Origin of the sequence: Xanthobacter sp. NM-25 (genome assembly GCF_022138605.1) — a bacterium.
Taxonomy (GTDB): Bacteria; Pseudomonadota; Alphaproteobacteria; order Rhizobiales; family Xanthobacteraceae; genus Xanthobacter.
In genome coordinates, this window is the sequence record NZ_JACBFS010000008.1 from 117804 (window position 1) to 134614 (window position 16811).

A 16811-nucleotide genomic window follows, 5' to 3' on the forward strand; every position below is an offset into this window, starting at 1 on the left:
TTTGAGGTGCTGCGGCACTCGGGCTGCTGCGGCGTTCGGGGCGGCCGCCACTGATCTCGGCGCATCGGCGCACAGGCAGGGTTCCGGGAGACGTCGCGTTGCCGCATACCTCGTTGATCTCCGTGCATACCCAGGATGATCGCCTGACGGTGGCGGGGCGGGGCGCGTGGACCTCCGAGCACGCTGCCGAGCTCGAGCAGGTGGTCAACGAGACCGTTGCCACTTATGGCAAGCCGGCGGCGGTGGATTTCGACCTCGCCGGCGTCGAGCGCATGGATACCTTCGGCGCGCTGCTGTTCGACCGGCTGCGCCGGTCCTGGAGCGACCAGGGGGTCGCGACCCAGGTGCAGGGGGTGGCGCCGCGCTACAAGATCCTGATCGACGAACTGGCCGGCGCCGACCACGGCGAGCGGCCGCCGCCGCGGCGCCGCGAGGCCATCGTTGAGCATTTCGGGCATTCGGTGGTGGATTCGGGGAAGGACGCGCTGGCGCTCCTGAACTTCATCGGCGCCACCATCGCCGCCATGTGGCGGGTGCTGCTGCGGCCGCGCAAGTTCCGCTTCACCGCCATGGTGAACCAGATCGACCGGGTGGGTTTTCGCGCGGTGCCCATCATCGTGCTCATCACCTTCCTCATCGGCTGCATCCTGGCGCAGCAGGGCATCTTCAATTTCCGCCGCTTCGGTGCCGACATCTATGTGGTGGACATGGTCGGCGTGCTGGTGCTGCGTGAGCTGGGGGTGCTGATCGTCTCCATCATGATCGCCGGCCGCTCGGGCAGCGCCTACACCGCCGAGCTGGGCTCCATGCGCATGCGCGAGGAAATGGACGCCTTGCGGGTGATGGGCTTCGATCCCATCGAGGTGCTGGTGGTGCCGCGGGTGCTGGCGCTCATCATCTCGCTGCCCATGCTGACCTTCATCGGCTCCATGTCGGCGTTGCTGGGGGCGGGGCTGGTCTCCTGGGGCTATGGGGGCATCACGCCGGACGTGTTCCTGCAGCGGCTGAAGGGCGCCATCGATCTCGACCAGTTCAACGTGGGCATGATCAAGGCGCCGTTCATGGCGGCGACCATCGGCGTGGTGGCCTGCCTGGAAGGCATGCGGGTGGGCGGCAGCGCGGAATCTCTGGGTGAGCACACCACCGCATCGGTGGTGAAGGCCATCTTCCTCGTGATCGTGATGGACGGGCTGTTCGCCATGTTCTTCGCAGCCATCAACATGTGAGGCGGGGGAGATGGAGACCCAATCCCAGACCCCGCTGCCCGGCGCCGCCAATGGCAAGGACGCCATCATCCGCGTGCGCGACATCGTCGTGGGCTTCGGCGAGAAGATCATTCTCAACCATCTGGATCTCGACGTGTATCGCGGCGAGATCCTCGGTTTCGTCGGCACCTCCGGCGGCGGCAAATCGGTGCTCACCCGCACCATCCTCGGCCTGGTGCCCAAGCGCGAGGGGCTGGTGGAGGTGTTCGGGGAGAATCTGGACGACCTCAGCGAGCGCGAGCGTTCGGCGCTGGAACGGCGCTGGGGCGTGCTGTTCCAGCAGGGGGCGCTGTTTTCCTCGCTCACGGTGAAGCAGAACATTCAGTTCCCGCTGCGAGAGAACCTGAAGCTGTCGCAGCGGCTGCTGGACGACATCGCCTTCACCAAGATCGAGATGGTGGGCTTGAAGCCGGACGTGGCCGAGAAGCTGCCGTCCGAACTCTCCGGCGGCATGGTGAAGCGCGCGGCGCTGGCGCGCTCCCTCGCCCTCGATCCGGAGATCCTGTTTCTGGACGAGCCCACATCGGGCCTCGATCCCATCGGCGCGGGCGAATTCGACGAGCTCATCCGCACCCTGCAGCAGACTTTGGGGCTCACGGTTTTCATGGTAACCCACGATCTGGATAGCCTGCATACGGTCTGCGATCGCATCGCGGCCTTGGCAGAGGGGAAAGTGATCGCGCAGGGCACCATCGAAACCATGATGCAGGCACAGCATCCGTGGTTGCGCGCCTATTTCCATGGCGCGCGGGCACGGGCGGTGCAGCGCGGGCGCGGGTGAGAGCGGCAGAGCGAGCGGAGCGGGCAGGGCAACCGAGAGCAGGGCATGGAAACACGGGCCAACTACACTTTGATCGGAGCATTCACGCTCGCCGTTATCGCGGCGGTGTTCGGCTTCGTCTACTGGTTCGCCGGACCCGAGGATTCCAGCGCCCGCAGAACCTATGAGATCATCTTCGATGGCTCGGTTTCGGGGCTGCGGCAGGGCAATTCGGTGCTGTTCAATGGCATCCCGGTGGGCCAGGTTCTGAGCCTCAACCTGGTGCCCAACGAGCCCGGACAGGTGAAGGTGCTGGTGGGGGTGGACAAGAACGTCCCGGTACTGTCCGACGCGCGGGCCGGGCTGGAATCCCAGGGCATCACCGGCATTGTCGCCGTGGGCATTCGCGGCGGCCAGCCCGGCGCCGCGCCACTGCCCATCGGCCCCGACGGCTACCCGCGCATTCCGGCCGATGGCGGCATGGGCATGGCGGGCCTGGTCAATTCGGCCCAGGGCGTGGCGCGCAAGATCGAGGTGGTGCTGCAGGCCATCAATCCGGATGAGATCGCCTCCATCATCAAGAACGTGGACACCTTCTCCAAGGCCATCGCCGACCGCTCCGGCGATGTCGCAACGCTGATCGAGCAGTCGGAAGCGCTGGTGACCCAGCTCAATACCGTGGCCGGCAAGGTGGATTCGGTGGTGGCCAGCCTGCAGAAGGCGGCCGAGGACAAGGACGGCCTGCTCAACCAGGCGACGCAGGCCGCCACATCGGTGCGCGAGCTCGCCGACAATCTGGACAAGCGCACCGCCGTGCTCACCACCGAGATCAGCCGTTTCACGGGTCCCGGCCTGCGCCAGTACGAGGCGCTGGCGGTGGATGGCCGGCGGACCCTTTCCGAAATCGAGCGGGTGCTGCGCAGCCTGGAGCGCAATCCGCAGCAATTCATCTTCGGCGGCAACACCAACGTGCCGACCTATAGGCGATGAGTATGCCCATGATGGAGCCCATCCGTACCCCCTTCGCTGATGCGGGCCGCGTGGCGCGGCCAGCCGGCCGGGGGCGTCGCAGCGTCGGGGCAGGGGCGGTCCGCGCCGCTCTTGGATCCTCGCGCGCCCTGGCGGGGGCCGTCATTCTCGGGTTCGGCCTGCTGCTGGCCGGGTGTTCGACCCCGGTGCCCACCTTCGACCTGAGCGCGCCGAGCGGTTTCACCGCAGGCGGCAGCGGCAGCGCCCAGCTGGTGGTGACCACGCCGACCGCGCTGGCCGTGCTCAACACCGACAAGATCGTCGTGGAGCCGACCCCGGGGCAGCTCGCGTATCTGGGGGATGCCCAATGGGGCGACAGCCTGCCCTCGCTGTTGCAGGCCCGCATCATCCAGGCCTTCGAGAATGCCAGCAAGCTGAAGCGCGTGGCGCGGCCCGGCGACGGGGTGGTGGCGCAATATCAGCTCGTCACCGACATTCGCATGTTCGGCCTCAGGGTGACCCCCGAGGGGCCGGTGGCGGTGGTGGAGCTTTCCGCCAAGGTGATTGGCAATGCCGATGGGCGTATCGTCGCCGCCCAGGTGTTCCGCGGCCAGGCGCCGGCATCGGGCTCCTCCGGGGCGGCAGCCACGGCGGCGCTGGATCAGGCCTCCAACCAGGTGCTGACGGCCCTGGTGCGCTGGGCTTCCGCCAAATTCTGATCTGACACGTTCTGATTTGAACGACGCCGCGCTGTCCGTGCGGCCTCTTTCCGCGCCCGGCCGCCCGGGTGGGTGCCCACAGCCGGCCTTCCGCTTGCCCGCATCCGCTATGCGCGCGCATCTCCGCACTCGCATCTCGGCACTTTTGCCCCGCCAACAAAAACCCCGCCCGCGCGGGGCGGACGGGGTTGGGCTTGTGGGTGCGACTGGCGCGGTCTGGCCGGCTCAGATGCCGACTTTGTTCAGCTCCGCATAGACCCCCTCGGCCCAGGTGCGCAGATCCATCAGGCCCGCATAGGCTGACCAGATCTCGATCCCGAACTTCTCCGAGAGATCGTTCTCGGTCGCGGAAAGGGCCTCTTCCACCGGCGTATAGGTGCGCTCCAGGTGAGGCCAGAGCTCCGAGGTGCAGCGCGGGATGGTGATGAAGCTGAGGTGGCGGCCCGCCCCGGCCTTCTCGATGCGGGCAAGGTCCTGACCCTCGAAGGTGCCGCCCACCTCGTTCTGCACCACGACGATATTGTTCACCGGCAGGGCCCCGCCCACCACCACGTCCTCGATCAGGGTCGAGACATTGTCGATGGAATGGGTTTCCGGCTTGGTGATCACCAACAGGTCGATCTCCGGCGAATTGCGCTGCTGCATGATGTGGGCGACGCGCCGGTGATGGGCCCACTGCACCAGCTGCGGGACCACGTTGGCACCGAGATCCAGCACCGCGCCGCCGGTGAGCAGCAGGCCGCCGAAGCGATCCCAGTAGCGCAGCGGCGCGTTGGCGTCATTCTCGGTCTTGGACGAGGCGAGGGTGGAGCCGATGCCCAGTTCCAGAACCTTGGTGGGGAAGAACTTGCCGATCTTGGAATGGCCGGTGCCATCGGTGAAGTCCGCGGCCACCAGCCGGTAGGAGAGTTCCCGCTTGCGCAGGGCCGAAAACACCATCTGGGCCAGCGTGGTCTTGCCCTGGCCGCCGGCATAAGCGGCGCAGATGTAGGTCTTCATGATCGGAAGGCTCCCCCACTGGGTCTGATGAATGCGGATGACGGGGCCATGTGCTTTTCACAGAACGTGGCCGTCATAGGAATAAGATGCACCCTGATGACATGACGATGGCATCGCGCCTGGAGGGAGGCCCTCCGGGCGCGAAGGATGTCGGTGTGCGGGCCTACTCGAAGCGCCCCGCGAGATGGGCCAGCATGGTGTAGACCTTGCCGGTGTCGGACCCGAGATAGGTGCGGGTCAGCTCGTCGCCGCGCTCGCCCGCGCCCACCTGCTCCAGCAGCCGGTCGAACTCGCCAAGGTAGCGGTCCACCGTGGTGCGGAAGGTGGCGTCGCTGCGATAGCGCCGGCGCAGGCTCTCGAAGGTCTGGAGGCCCTGCAGGGTGTAGATGCGCCGGGTGAAGGAGGCGCGCTCGCCCTTCAGGTAGCGGTTCCAGCACTCGGCGGTGGCCGGGCCATCCATCAGCCGGCCGATGTCGGCGGTCAGGCTCTCCAGGGAATCGGGCCCGGGCGCCGCTTTGCCTTCACCGCGACCCTCCACCTCACGGCTCGGGGCGCTCTTGGCATCCGCCGGTTTCGCCTGTGCGACGACGGGCGACGGGCTGGTGGCCTTGGTCGGGGCGCGCGGGGCAGGACGCGGCTCGTGACGCGGCTCGTGACGAGACTCCTGGCGGGTCTTGGCCACCGGCTCCTGCTGCAGATCGTCAGAGGCCCGAGCCAGCAGCTCGGTCAGCAGCGCCCCTTTGTCGTCACCGCGGGCTTCGCTCTTCACCTCGGCCTTGGCGGGTGCCACGGGGCGGGCCACCGGGGCGGGGCGCTCCGAGCGGCTCGGCTGGGGATTGCCGGTCTGGGGGGGCACGGCCGACAGTTCGCGGGCCACGGAGGCGCGGCCGAGGTCCTGCGCGGTGGCGCGGGCGCCCGCCTCCACCACGTCGAACGCCTGACCTTGGCGGGCCACGATCTCGTTGAGCTCGGCCAGGGCCTTGATCTGCTCGGCCACCGCACGACGCATGGTGGCGGCGCTGGCCTCGGTCTCCGCCGGCAGTTCGAGGATGCCGCGCTTCATCTCGGCACGGGCCAGCTCGATGGCGCGCTGCACCTCTTCGGTGGTGCGCTTGAGCTCGCGGGCGGCCTCGGTGAACTGGGCCCCGGTCTCGCCGAACAGGCGGTGCACGTCGCCCAGCGCGGCCTCGTAGGTCTGGCGCAGGGCGGCGGCGGTGCGCTCGCGCTCCGCGTCGGCGGCACTGCGCATGGCCTCGAACTGGCTTTCCAGCACCTTGGCCGAGCCGGAGGTGGCCTCTGCCACCACGCCGGCGATCTGCCGGGCGCGGCCCTGGGCGGTCTTGAAGCTGTCTTCCAGCATGGCGTGGAAGTGCTGCAGGCGGCCATCCATGTCGGCGACGCGGGCGTTGAGGGCGCTGGTGAGCTCCTCCATGCCCGAGCGCCGCGCCTGCAGGGTGGCTTCCACCCGCTCGTGGGTGGCGCCGAGGGACTGGGAGGCATCGGCCAGCAGGCGGCTCTGCTGCTCCAGGCGCTCGGTGAGGGTGGTGATTTCCGACAGGGCGCCGCCGGACAGGTCGCGCAGGGCGCGGATCTGGCCATCCAGCCGCTGGGCGGTGCTCTCGGCGGTCTGGCCGATGCCGCCCACGGTGGCGCTGAAGCTGTCCACCTGCTGGGCGAAGGTGCCGGAGAAGTCGCCGAGATTGGTCACGGCGCTGTTCATGGCGTGCTGGAAGGTGGAGTTGGCCTCGCCCAGGCGCTCGATGATGGCCTGCACATCGCCCTTGAGGGCAGTGTTGGTGGCGGTGATTTCCGAAACGGCGCGCTGGCTGGTGCGCTCCAGCGCCAGCAGGAACGAGCCGTTCTTGTCGTCGATGAGGTGGGCGATCTCGTTCAGTCGGCTGCCGAGGGCGTCGGCCACCGTCTCGGCGTGGCTGGTGAGGTTCTGGCCCACGTTGAGGGACAGGTCGGTCAGCGCGCGCTCCACGTCGGCGGCGCTGGTCTTGAGGGCGCCGTTGACCTGCTCCAGGCGGCCGACCAGGGTGTCAGCCATGGCGCTGCCGCGCGCCTCCAGGGCGGTGGCGACACCATCGAGGCGGCCGAGCACCAGCTCTTCGATGCGGGCGACGCGGCCGTCGAGCACGCCGGCGATCTCCTGGGCGCGGCTGGTGAGGGTGCGCTGCACGCCGTCGGCCCGCTCCAGCAGCACATCACCCAGCACCTTGTTGCGGCTGGCGAAGAACGCGTCGAGGGTCTCCACCGACTTGTCGAGGGCCTCGGTGGCGCCGCGGGTGCCATCGGCCAGGGTGCGGGCGAGGTTCACGGTGCGGCTGGCGAGGGTCTCGGTCAGGCTCTGGGCGCGCTGGTCGAGGGTCTGCTCGATGCGGGCGATGCGCTGATCCATGGTGCTCGCCACGTTGGACGTGGTGGAGGCGAGGCGCTCATCGAGGCTGGCGACGGTGACGCGCAGGTTCTCGTTCACCGCGTTCACGCGATGGTTGATCTGGTCCATCAGCTCGGGGGCGTGGACCTTCACGGTGGTGTCGAAGGCCTTCACCCCGTCCTGCACCGTGCGGGCGAAGGTGGTGCCGTCGTGGTGCAGGCGCTCGGCCAGCTCGGCGCCCTGCACGGTGATGGTTTCCTCGATCGCCTTGAGGCGGGTGTTGAGCATCTCCTTGATGGCGTCGCCCTTGGTGCCGATGGTGGCGGCCAGGGTGTCGGCGGTCTCGCGGAAGCTGTCGGTGACACGGCTGCCGCGGGCGCCGATGGCCTTGGTGACCTCGGTGCCCACCACCGAGAGGCGCTCGGTCATGTCGGAGCTGGCGGCGGTGAGGGCCGTGGCGATCTCGTTGCCCTTCTCCACCAGCGCCGAGGTGATCTGCGTGCCGGAACGATCGAGCGAGCCGGTGATGCGCTCTCCGGTCTCAGCAAGGCGCTGGGGTAGGGTCTCGCCGCGCACGGCGACGGCGTCATAGATGCGATCGCTGGTGGTCTCGATCCGCTCGGCCAGCTCGGCGCCGCGGGTGGCGAGGGTGGCGCTGATGCTCTCGCCGCTCTTTTCCAGCTGCTCCACCATCTCGGCGCCACGGGCACCGAAATCGGCGACGATGGATTCGGTGGCCGAGCGGAAGGCCTCGCCGGCCTCGCCGATGCGGGTGGCGATCTCGTCGGTGAGCCGGCCGCCGTTCTCGGCCAGGGTGTCGTCGATATTCTTCTTAAGCCGCTCGATGTTGACGTTGACGTCTTCACCCCAGCGATCGATCAGCACCGCCACGTCGGAGGTGGTGGACAGCAGGTTGGTGGCGAGGTCGTCGGTGCGCGACTTCAGGGTCTGCACCAGCACGTCGCCGGAATTGGAGAGGTCCTGGCGGATCTCCGAGCCGGTGAGCTGGAGCCGGTCGATCAGCTCGGCACCCTTGGCGGTGAGGCTGTCGATCATGGAATCACCGACCCGGGCAAGGGCGGAGGTGATGTGCTCGCCCTTCTGACCCAGGATCTCGGTGACGCGCTCGCTGGCCTCCAGCATGGTCTCATGGATGCGGCCGGAGACGTCCTTCACCTCTTCGGACAGCACGGTTTCGGCGCCGGCGATGCCTTCACGCAGCCGCTCGGTTTCCAGCTGGATGTTGTGGCGCTCCGCCTGCAGCTCGTCGATCAGGTTGCGGATGCGGATCTCGTTTTCCTCATAGGCGCGCTCCAGCAGCGACACCTCGGTGCGTACCATGGCTTCCAGCTCGCCGGCGCGCGCCACGGCGCGGTCGACGCCGTCGCCCATGGCCGCCACCTCGCGGCGTACCGCCTGGCCGACGCTCACCACGCTTTCGGTGGCGATGGATTCCGGCTGCGCCAGGCGTAGCGCCACCTCGGTCATGGACCGGGCGATGCCCTGCAGCTCCTGCGAGCGGCGCATCACCGCCGCCATGCCGAAGAAGGCCACCGGCGGCACCAGAATGGAGGCGAACACACCGAGCAGGGCCGGCGAATTGGCCAGCGACTGCATGCCCTCGGAACTGGCCATCAGGCCGCGGTGATAGGCGAAGGCCAGGGCGATGCCGATGACGATCCACAGCACCGACGCGCCGGCGGCCCACCAGTAGGGTGCCGTGGTGGCCGGGCTGCGCAGCTGCGTCACCATCTGGCCGACGGTCTGCCGGTCATCATTGGCGGCGCGGCGCTCGCGCGTTTCGGGACGGGGGCGGGCGGCACCCTCGCGGCGGGGGTCGTCGGTGCGCGGCGCGCGCCGGCCGATGGCGCGGGTGCCGGCGTTGGGCAGCGGCCGGTCGGGTGGAGGAATGGGATGATCGGGCAGCGCCGCCGGCTCCACCAGCGCGCCGCGCTCCGGGTGCGGCTCGGCCGGCCGTTCGGCGGCCGCCTCCTTCTGTGCCGCGGCGGCCTGCGCCCCGTCCAGCTCCAGCGTCAGCGCCTCCTGAATCGCCGAGAGGGCGGCCTCGGTCGGATCCTGAATCTTCATCGGAGTCTTCATGTCGCCGTCGCCTTTGCCTTCGAGAGGGCCGTGGCTCGTCCTGCCCGGTGCCGCAATCCCGATACTCACACGCTACTCGTCTCAGCGGGCCGAGGCCCCGGCCGGCCGCCGAGGCGGAAGGCCGCGCAAACACGTCTTGCCGTCCGGACAGGCCGGCGGAAGATGGTTTACGGATCCTTATCCTAACGGGGGGCGGAATGGCTTTGAACCAGCCGGTGGGCTGAGAATGAAGATATCGTTAACGCCGCGTCCGCCGGCGAGGCTGGCATCCGCCGCCGCTTGGGGCTATAGGGCGCCAACTGCCTTCCCTGGAAGGTTTTCAATCCATCGGGCGCTGGTACGGCAAATTCATGGTCGCGATCACCTTTGTGGAATTCAACGGAACCCGCCATTCGGTCGAGAGCCCGGAAGGCGCGACAGCCATGGAAGCGGCGGTGCGCAATGGCGTGCCGGGGATCGTCGCCGAATGCGGCGGCGCCTGTGCCTGCGCCACCTGCCACGTCTATGTGGACGCGGCCTGGGCGGAGAAGGTGGGCGCGCCCTCCGAGATGGAAGAGGGCATGCTGGATTTCGCCTCCGACGTGCGGCCCACGTCGCGGCTGTCCTGCCAGATCAAGCTGACCGCCGAGCTCGACGGGCTGGTGCTCCACACCCCTGAAAACCAGGGCTGAGCGGGCGAGCGATACCTTTCCTTTACGGAGCCGGCGCCACACTGTCGCCCGCGCCGTTGAGGATAAGCGATGACCATTGTCACTGCTTGTGCAGAGAGAGTCGCTGCTGTGTCGCCTGTTTCCCACCCGGCGCCGACCATCCTCGTGTTCGATTCCGGCGTCGGTGGTCTGTCGGTATTCCGCGAGGTGGCGCGCGCGCGCCCTGACGCGTCCTTTGTCTACGCCGCCGATGACGCCGGCTTTCCCTATGGCGGCCTGAGCGACGCGGCGCTGGTGGCGCGGGTCGATGGCGTGGTCGACCGCCTGATCGCCTTGACCCGGCCGCAACTGGTGGTGATTGCCTGCAACACCGCCTCCACCGTGGTTCTGCCCAGCCTGCGGGCGCGCCATGCCCTGCCGTTCGTCGGCACGGTTCCGGCGGTGAAGCCGGCGTGTGCAGGCTCGCGGAGCGGACGGGTGAGCATTCTCGCAACACCGGGCACCGTGCGCCGGGACTATACCGCCGGCCTCATTCGCGAATTCGCCGCCCATTGCGAGGTCACCCTGGTGCCGAGCGTGCATCTGGCCGAGATTGCCGAGGCCGAGCTTGCGGGCCGGCCGGTACCGGACGCAGTGATCCAGGCGGAAATCGCCCCCTGCTTCGTGGCTGAAGACGGCCGCCGCACCGATACGGTGGTGCTGGCCTGCACCCACTATCCCCTGCTGCTGCACCGGCTGCGCCGATTGGCGCCGTGGCCGGTGGACTGGGTGGATCCCGCCCCCGCCATCGCCCGGCGCGTGGTGCAGCTGTTGGGCCCCGCCGACGCGGGTGAGGGCCCTGCCGCGCCGGTGCGGCTCATCTCCACCGCCCGCCCGCTCGATGCGGCGCAGGTGAGCCGGGTGGCCGCGCGGCAGGTGCGCCCGCCGGAAATCCTCGCCCCGCCGCTGGCGGTGGCCAGTTGAACAGATAGGAGAATTGCATGGCCGTTCGGGTCGACCGCCGCGCCGTCTCGTTCGGTCTTCTGGGGCTGGCCGCCGCCGCCGCGTGGCCGCAGGCGGCGCTGGCGCAGAAGGCGGCCAAGCCGTTTCCCGCCTGGGTGCAGCAGTTCCGCGCCAAGGCCCGCGCCCGCGGCGTGTCCGATGCCACTTATGATGCGGTGTTCGCCGGCTTGAAGCCGGACACCAGCGTTTATGCGCAGGATCGGGCGCAGCCGGAGTTCACGGAGCAGACTTGGCAATATCTCAATCGCCGGGTCTCCGACTGGCGCGTCGCCACCGGCCAGGAGCGCGCCCGCCAATATGCCGGGCTGTTCAGCCGGATCGAGGAGACGTTCGGGGTCGATCGGCGGGTGATGCTCGGCTACTGGGGCATGGAGAGCGCGTTCGGCGACGTGCTGAGCAACCCGGCGCACATGAAGCCGGTGTTTCCCTCCCTCGCCGCCCTGGCCTGGGGCGAGCCCCGGCGCCGGCGCTATTGGGAAACCGAGCTTCTCAACGCGCTGGTGATCGTCCAGCGGGGCTGGGGTACACCGCGGGAGATGACCGGCTCTTGGGCCGGTGCCATGGGCCATACCCAATGGATGCCCGAGGTGTGGCTGAACATGGGGGTGGATTTCGACGGCGACGGCCGCATTTCCCCCTTCGGACGCCCTGATGATGCCCTGGCGGGAACCGCCAACTATCTGGTGAAACGCGGCAAATATCGCCGCGGCGAGCCGTGGGGCGTGGAAGCACGGCTGCCCGGCGCCTTCAATACCGACCTTGCCGACAACAAGACCAAGCGGCCGCTCTCCCAATGGGGGGACATGGGGGTGCAGACCATCGATGGCCGCTCCCTGGCGGGCTATGACGAGCCGGCGCGGCTGTGGCTGCCCGGGGGACCGGGCGGGCCGGCGCTGCTGCTGTTCCACAATTTCTATGCGGTGCGCTCCTACAACCCCTCGTCCAACTACGCGCTGGCCGTGGTGCATCTGGGCGACCAGATCATGGGGGAGGGGCCCTTCGTGACCCCCTGGCCCGGCGGCGAGCGGGCGCTGACCCTGGCCGAGGTTCAGGAGGTGCAGCAGCGCCTCACTGCCGCCGGTTTCAGCACCGGCGGCACCGATGGCCGCGTGGGGACCGCCACCATGCGTGCGGTCCGCGCCTTCCAGCAGCGGGCCGGCATCACCCCTGACGACGGCTATGCCTCACTGCAGGTACTCACCGCCCTGCGCCAGGGACGGTGAGGGGGCTCAGCCGATCACCCCCTTGAAGTTGGCATAGAGCTGCTTCGCCGCGGCGGCGAACACCGGCATTTTCTCCCGCGTCACCGTTTCGAGGGCCTGCTGGCCGCCGGGGCCGGTGATGGCTTCCAGGGCTGAGCGGTATTCCGGGATGACGCCCCATTCGGGCACCGTGTCGTCGGTCAGCTCCACGTGATACTGGATGCCGAAGGCGCGCTGCCCCACCTGGATGGCCTGGATGGGGCAATGGGCGTTCTCGGCCAGCACCCTGGCGCCGGGCGGCAGCGCCAGAACCGCCGCGCCATGCCACTGCAGGGTGGGGAAGGTGGGGCCGAGGCCGGTGAACAGGGGCGCGGCGCGGCCGGCTTCGGTCAGGGTCACCTCGGTCACCCCCACCTCGGGCTTGGCCATGAGGCCCACCTGGCCGCCCAGGGCCTCGGCCAGCAGCTGATGGCCGAGGCAGACGCCGAGATAGGGCCGGTCCTTGGCCACCCATTGACGGATGGCGGCCTTTTCCGGCACCAGCCAGGGGTTTTCGGCCTCCTGCCATACGTCCATGGGGCCACCGAACACCATGAGCGCGTCGTAATCATCGAGCGGGGGAATGGGCTCGCCCGCATCCAGCTCCACCGGATGCCATTGGATGCCGTCGGCCTTCAGGAAATCGCGGAAGCGGCCGGGATGCTCGACGGCCACGTGCTGAAAGACCAGGATCTTCATGGGGCAGGCTCCAACGGCGCGACACCGGGGGCGGTGTCGCGGGGCTTTGGGAACGGTGGAGAAGCTAAGCCCTGGGGCGGCCGCGACAAGGCCAAAGCGGGGGCGGGGCCCCGAGACATAAGCGCGCGAAGCCCCGCGCACGTTGACTCACATGCCGTGAACGCTTATGAGGCCGCTACCTTGCGGATCGGCGACGGTCCACGAGGTTTTTCACATTGGCGTTTCACGCACCCGTGGCTTCGAGCGGCAGCGCGCTGCTTGGGCCTGTCAGTGGAAATCCGGCGCGCCGTTGGCGGGCCGCTTCCACAGAGGAGGGGCGCGATCCCAGCACGAACAAAACAAGGATCCGCGTTACATGAGCAAGCGCATTGCGGCCAAGCACAAGATCGATCGCCGTATGGGCGAGAACATCTGGGGCCGCTCCAAGAGCCCGGTGAACCGTCGCGAATACGGTCCCGGCCAGCACGGTCAGCGCCGCAAGGGCAAGCTGTCCGACTTCGGCGTGCAGCTGCGCGCCAAGCAGAAGCTCAAGGGCTATTACGGCTCCGTGGGTGAGAAGCAGTTCCACGCCATTTACGTGGAAGCCTCCCGCATGAAGGGCGACACCGGCGCCAACCTGATCGGCCTCCTGGAGCGCCGCCTGGATGCCGTGGTGTATCGCGCCAAGTTCGTGCCCACCATCTTCGCCGCCCGCCAGTTCGTGTCTCACGGTCACGTGAAGGTGAACGGCAAGCGCGTGAACATCCCCTCCTATCAGGTGAAGGTGGGCGATGTGGTGGAGGTCAAGGAAGCCTCTCGCCAGATGACCCTGGTGCTGGAAGCCCAGCAGCTCGGCGAGCGCGACGTTCCCGACTATATCGAGCTGGACGCCGGCAAGCTGGCCGCCCGCTTCTCGCGCGTGCCGGAGCTCAACGAGGTGCCCTATCCGGTTCAGATGGAACCGAACCTCGTGGTCGAGTTCTATTCGCGCTGATCTCGCGCGACACGAAAAAGGCCGCCGGGAGGCGGCCTTTTTTATTGCCCGCTGTGTGGCGAGCGGGAGAGCCTTGGCCGCTCCCGCCAGCGCTGGGCGTTCAGCTCCCGGACTTCATCTCCTGGGAGGCGACGGCCAGCAGCTCTTCCATGGTCCGGCGAATCTGGTGATCGGAGATCGCGACGCCCTTGGCGTCGAAGTCGGTCCGCAGCTTGCGGAAGACGTCCTCGTCACCGGCCTCTTCGAGGTCGGAGATGACCACTTCCTTGGCGTAGGCCGCCGCAGCCTCACCCTCGAGGCCCAGCTTCTCGGCCGCCCAGAGGCCGAGCTTCTTGTTGCGGCGAGCGAGAGCCTTGAAGCGGGTCTCCTCGTCCAGCGCGAAGCGCCCCTCGAAGCCTTCTTCGCGCTTGTCGAACGTGGTCATGGCTGCCCTCTTCCTGACGATGTCGTGACCGGCTCGTGACCGGGATTGGTTTGCGCGACGCTGGGGCAGGGCCCGCCACATCGCGCGCGTGCCTTGAATATAGGGCGCCTCCGCCTAGATCAACGGCAGTGAGGCATCGCACACCACGATGCTGCCCCATGTCGCGGCTTCTGTCGCGGCTTCTGACGGGGCGGCTGACGTCGCGCGGATGGCGACTCGCCGCGCGGCCCGCTACGCGCACCCTGTCGGAAGGGCAGGTGAGGTGTCCGGATGGGGATTTGCCGGCTCGGCGTGCAACCAATGCCTCATTGACGCAGTCGCGTTGTATCCGGGGCCGTGATCGGCTAGTGTCCGCTCGGGCTCGGCGTGAACTGCTCAACAGCCACCCGCGCCCCGCCGAGGAGCGTCACCAGAACGGAGCCTTGGCACACCCATGGATTTCCTCAATCGACGGTATACCCCCATGTCGCGCCGCCGCCGCATATACGAAGGCAAGGCGAAGGTCCTCTATGAAGGTCCTGAGCCCGGCACCCTCATCCAGCACTTCAAGGATGACGCGACCGCCTTCAACGCCAAAAAGCACGATGTCATCGATGGCAAGGGCGTGCTCAACAACCGGATTTCGGAGTATGTCTTCTCCCGGTTGAACGACATTGGCGTTCCGACTCACTTCATCCGCCGGCTCAACATGCGCGAGCAGTTGATCCGCGAGGTGGAGATCATTCCGCTCGAAGTCGTGATCCGCAATGTGGCGGCCGGCTCGCTGTCGACTCGCCTCGGCATCGAGGAAGGCACGCCGCTGCCGCGCTCGATCATCGAGTTCTATTACAAGAACGACGCGCTCAACGACCCGATGGTGTCGGAAGAGCACATCACGGCGTTCGGCTGGGCCACCACTCAGGAGATCGACGACATCATCGCCCTGGCGATCCGCGTCAACGACTTTCTGACCGGCCTGTTCCTCGGCGTCGGCATCCGTCTTGTGGACTTCAAGATGGAATGCGGCCGCCTGTGGGAAAACGACATGATGCGGATCGTCGTGGCCGATGAGATCAGCCCCGATTCGTGCCGGCTGTGGGACATCAAGTCCAACGACAAGATGGACAAAGACCGGTTCCGTCGCGACATGGGCGGCCTCGTGGAGGCCTATACCGAAGTGGCGCGCCGGCTCGGCATCCTGATCGAGCCGGAACCCAGCCAGGGCAAAGGTCCGGTGCTGGTCAAGTGATCGCGCAGGTCTGGATTGACGCCGGCAGGCGTTGAGCCGGAACAGTGAAAAGTGCTAGGCGGGGGCCCGACAGGCCCCCGTTTGCATTGAACGGTGGTCTGCAGGTCCGCTGACTGAGCCCGTTGCCCGCGCGACAGGCGCGGGCAGATCCAGGCGAATGCCAACGCGAGAAGGTGTCATGAAGGCCCGCGTCATTGTCACATTGAAGTCCGCTGTGTTGGATCCGCAAGGCAAGGCCATCGAGGGCGCGCTGCGCTCCCTGGGCGTGAACGGCGTGCAGAGCGTGCGCCAGGGCAAGGTGTTCGACGTCGAGCTGGCCGGCAACGACCAGGCCACCGCCGAGGCCGCCCTCAAGGAAGCCTGCGAGAAGCTGTTGGCCAACACGGTGATCGAAACCTACCGAATCGAGTTCGCCTGAGGGTGTGCTAAGCTGTTTGCCGGTGCCGCCGAGGGGACGCCATGGCTGAGGTCGCGAGCGAACTGATTCACGAGGTCCCGAAGTCGATGCGAGGCCGGTTCGACCCGATGACCCTCAAGCTGGATGGTGTCCGGCGGGAAATTTCGGCCATCCGCACCCATCTCGCTGGTCTCCAGCAGAATGTGAACACTGTCTACGGCGTGCTTGCCCGCCAGGATGCGCGCCTTGAACGCATCGAACCCCGGCTCGATCTTGCCGACGCCCATTGAGAGATCATGAAACCTGCCGTCATCCTCTTTCCCGGCTCCAATCGTGAGCGGGATGCCGCGCGTGCCCTCAAGCTCGTCGCCGGCGCCAAGCCGAACATCGTCTGGCACGCGGAGCATGAGCTGCCGGCGGGCACCGATCTGGTGGTGTTGCCGGGCGGCTTCTCCTATGGCGACTATCTGCGCTGCGGCGCCATCGCCGCCCGCGCCAATATCATGACTGCGGTGCGGGCCCATGCCGCCAAGGGTGGCCTGGTGCTGGGCATCTGCAACGGCTTCCAGATCCTGTGCGAGGCCGGGTTGCTGCCGGGCGTGCTGGTGCGCAATGCGCGCCTGCGCTTCGTCTGCCGCGAGGTGCTGCTGCGGGTGGAACGGGCCGACACGGCCTATACCAAGGCCTATCGCAAGGGCGACCTGATCCGCATTCCGGTGGCGCACGGCGAAGGCAATTACACGGCGGATGACGCCACCATCGCCCAGCTGGAGCATGAGGGGCGCGTGGCGTTCCGCTATGCCCGCGCCGATGGCCAGATCGACGAGACCGATGGGCCCAACGGCTCCATCAACGGCATTGCCGGCATCTATTCCGAGAAGTTCAACGTGCTCGGCATGATGCCGCACCCGGAAGACTATATCGAGCCGGAAATCGGCCCCACCGACGGGCGTGGCCTGTTCGAGAGCCTCGCCGGCGCCTTGAAGGCGGCGTGAAACGCGCCCC

The 16811-nt window shown here is 67.8% G+C and carries 16 protein-coding genes; 12 read left to right on the forward strand and 4 right to left on the reverse strand.

Annotated features, from left to right (window positions below; translation table 11 throughout):
- Positions 1–98 precede the first annotated feature (98 nt).
- The 4 genes from MEU52_RS19785 to MEU52_RS19800 are packed head-to-tail and all read left to right on the forward strand — an operon-like array spanning position 99 to position 3713.
- Complete coding sequence (locus tag MEU52_RS19785; protein WP_238122932.1) at positions 99–1226, forward strand: ABC transporter permease; 1128 nt, start codon at positions 99–101, stop codon at positions 1224–1226.
- Positions 1227–1236: 10 nt separating this feature from the next.
- Positions 1237–2046, forward strand: coding sequence for an ABC transporter ATP-binding protein (locus tag MEU52_RS19790; protein ID WP_238122931.1), 810 nt, complete (start codon positions 1237–1239; stop codon positions 2044–2046).
- Between the two features lie 45 nt (positions 2047–2091).
- Positions 2092–3015, forward strand: coding sequence for an MlaD family protein (locus MEU52_RS19795; protein WP_238122930.1), 924 nt, complete (start codon positions 2092–2094; stop codon positions 3013–3015).
- Between the two features lie 8 nt (positions 3016–3023).
- Positions 3024–3713 carry an ABC-type transport auxiliary lipoprotein family protein gene (locus MEU52_RS19800; RefSeq protein ID WP_238122929.1) on the forward strand — a complete coding sequence of 230 codons (690 nt, stop codon included), beginning with the start codon at positions 3024–3026 and terminating at the stop codon, positions 3711–3713.
- Positions 3714–3938: 225 nt separating this feature from the next.
- Here MEU52_RS19800 and MEU52_RS19805 read toward each other — a convergent pair whose 3' ends face one another.
- A complete protein-coding gene (locus tag MEU52_RS19805; protein ID WP_238122928.1) occupies positions 3939–4712 on the reverse strand; it encodes a hypothetical protein in 774 nt (257 codons plus the stop codon).
- Positions 4713–4875: 163 nt separating this feature from the next.
- Positions 4876–9192, reverse strand: coding sequence for a hypothetical protein (locus tag MEU52_RS19810; protein WP_238122927.1), 4317 nt, complete (start codon positions 9190–9192; stop codon positions 4876–4878).
- Positions 9193–9542: 350 nt separating this feature from the next.
- Between MEU52_RS19810 and MEU52_RS19815 the strand changes: the two genes are divergently transcribed.
- The 3 genes from MEU52_RS19815 to MEU52_RS19825 all read left to right on the forward strand — a co-directional run bounded on the left by MEU52_RS19815 (position 9543) and on the right by MEU52_RS19825 (position 12067).
- Positions 9543–9863 (forward strand): 2Fe-2S iron-sulfur cluster-binding protein, encoded by a 321-nt coding sequence (locus MEU52_RS19815; RefSeq protein ID WP_238122926.1) that lies wholly within the window; start codon positions 9543–9545, stop codon positions 9861–9863.
- A 69-nt stretch (positions 9864–9932) separates the two neighbouring features.
- Positions 9933–10805 carry a glutamate racemase gene (gene murI, locus MEU52_RS19820; RefSeq protein WP_238122925.1) on the forward strand — a complete coding sequence of 291 codons (873 nt, stop codon included), beginning with the start codon at positions 9933–9935 and terminating at the stop codon, positions 10803–10805.
- 17 nt (positions 10806–10822) lie between these two features.
- On the forward strand, positions 10823–12067 hold the full coding sequence (locus MEU52_RS19825) for a lytic murein transglycosylase (RefSeq protein ID WP_238122924.1): 1245 nt from the start codon (positions 10823–10825) through the stop codon (positions 12065–12067).
- Between the two features lie 6 nt (positions 12068–12073).
- Here MEU52_RS19825 and MEU52_RS19830 read toward each other — a convergent pair whose 3' ends face one another.
- Entirely contained in the window at positions 12074–12784 is a 711-nt protein-coding gene (locus MEU52_RS19830) for a type 1 glutamine amidotransferase (protein ID WP_238122923.1), read from the reverse strand.
- 355 nt (positions 12785–13139) lie between these two features.
- Between MEU52_RS19830 and rpsD the strand changes: the two genes are divergently transcribed.
- Entirely contained in the window at positions 13140–13757 is a 618-nt protein-coding gene (rpsD, locus tag MEU52_RS19835) for a 30S ribosomal protein S4 (RefSeq protein ID WP_238122922.1), read from the forward strand.
- Positions 13758–13857: 100 nt separating this feature from the next.
- On the opposite strand, the gene MEU52_RS19840 is transcribed toward rpsD, so the two are convergent.
- Positions 13858–14181, reverse strand: coding sequence for a DUF1476 domain-containing protein (locus MEU52_RS19840; protein ID WP_238122921.1), 324 nt, complete (start codon positions 14179–14181; stop codon positions 13858–13860).
- A gap of 433 nt (positions 14182–14614) precedes the next feature.
- Between MEU52_RS19840 and purC the strand changes: the two genes are divergently transcribed.
- From purC to purQ, 4 genes are all read left to right on the forward strand, one after another.
- Positions 14615–15409: a phosphoribosylaminoimidazolesuccinocarboxamide synthase gene (gene purC / locus MEU52_RS19845; protein WP_238122920.1), complete on the forward strand. Its 795-nt coding sequence runs from the start codon at positions 14615–14617 to the stop codon at positions 15407–15409.
- A gap of 178 nt (positions 15410–15587) precedes the next feature.
- Entirely contained in the window at positions 15588–15827 is a 240-nt protein-coding gene (gene purS / locus MEU52_RS19850) for a phosphoribosylformylglycinamidine synthase subunit PurS (RefSeq protein WP_238122919.1), read from the forward strand.
- Between the two features lie 41 nt (positions 15828–15868).
- On the forward strand, positions 15869–16096 hold the full coding sequence (locus MEU52_RS19855; protein WP_238122918.1) for a hypothetical protein: 228 nt from the start codon (positions 15869–15871) through the stop codon (positions 16094–16096).
- A gap of 6 nt (positions 16097–16102) precedes the next feature.
- A complete protein-coding gene (gene purQ / locus MEU52_RS19860) occupies positions 16103–16801 on the forward strand; it encodes a phosphoribosylformylglycinamidine synthase subunit PurQ (RefSeq protein ID WP_238122917.1) in 699 nt (232 codons plus the stop codon).
- The last annotated feature ends 10 nt before the right edge of the window (positions 16802–16811 follow it).

Excerpts from the sequence above, each read along its gene's own strand:
- MEU52_RS19790 (WP_238122931.1), top strand. The coding sequence starts at position 1,237 with ATGGAGACCCAATCCCAGACCCCGCTGCCCGGCGCCGCCAATGGCAAG.
- purQ (WP_238122917.1), top strand. The coding sequence starts at position 16,103 with ATGAAACCTGCCGTCATCCTCTTTCCCGGCTCCAATCGTGAGCGGGAT.
- MEU52_RS19825 (WP_238122924.1), top strand. The coding sequence starts at position 10,823 with ATGGCCGTTCGGGTCGACCGCCGCGCCGTCTCGTTCGGTCTTCTGGGG.
- MEU52_RS19815 (WP_238122926.1), top strand. The coding sequence starts at position 9,543 with ATGGTCGCGATCACCTTTGTGGAATTCAACGGAACCCGCCATTCGGTC.
- murI (WP_238122925.1), top strand. The coding sequence starts at position 9,933 with ATGACCATTGTCACTGCTTGTGCAGAGAGAGTCGCTGCTGTGTCGCCT.
- MEU52_RS19805 (WP_238122928.1), bottom strand. The coding sequence starts at position 4,712 with ATGAAGACCTACATCTGCGCCGCTTATGCCGGCGGCCAGGGCAAGACC.
- MEU52_RS19830 (WP_238122923.1), bottom strand. The coding sequence starts at position 12,784 with ATGAAGATCCTGGTCTTTCAGCACGTGGCCGTCGAGCATCCCGGCCGC.
- purC (WP_238122920.1), top strand. The coding sequence starts at position 14,615 with ATGGATTTCCTCAATCGACGGTATACCCCCATGTCGCGCCGCCGCCGC.
- MEU52_RS19810 (WP_238122927.1), bottom strand. The coding sequence starts at position 9,192 with ATGAAGACTCCGATGAAGATTCAGGATCCGACCGAGGCCGCCCTCTCG.
- purS (WP_238122919.1), top strand. The coding sequence starts at position 15,588 with ATGAAGGCCCGCGTCATTGTCACATTGAAGTCCGCTGTGTTGGATCCG.
- rpsD (WP_238122922.1), top strand. The coding sequence starts at position 13,140 with ATGAGCAAGCGCATTGCGGCCAAGCACAAGATCGATCGCCGTATGGGC.
- MEU52_RS19840 (WP_238122921.1), bottom strand. The coding sequence starts at position 14,181 with ATGACCACGTTCGACAAGCGCGAAGAAGGCTTCGAGGGGCGCTTCGCG.
- MEU52_RS19795 (WP_238122930.1), top strand. The coding sequence starts at position 2,092 with ATGGAAACACGGGCCAACTACACTTTGATCGGAGCATTCACGCTCGCC.
- MEU52_RS19855 (WP_238122918.1), top strand. The coding sequence starts at position 15,869 with ATGGCTGAGGTCGCGAGCGAACTGATTCACGAGGTCCCGAAGTCGATG.
- MEU52_RS19800 (WP_238122929.1), top strand. The coding sequence starts at position 3,024 with ATGATGGAGCCCATCCGTACCCCCTTCGCTGATGCGGGCCGCGTGGCG.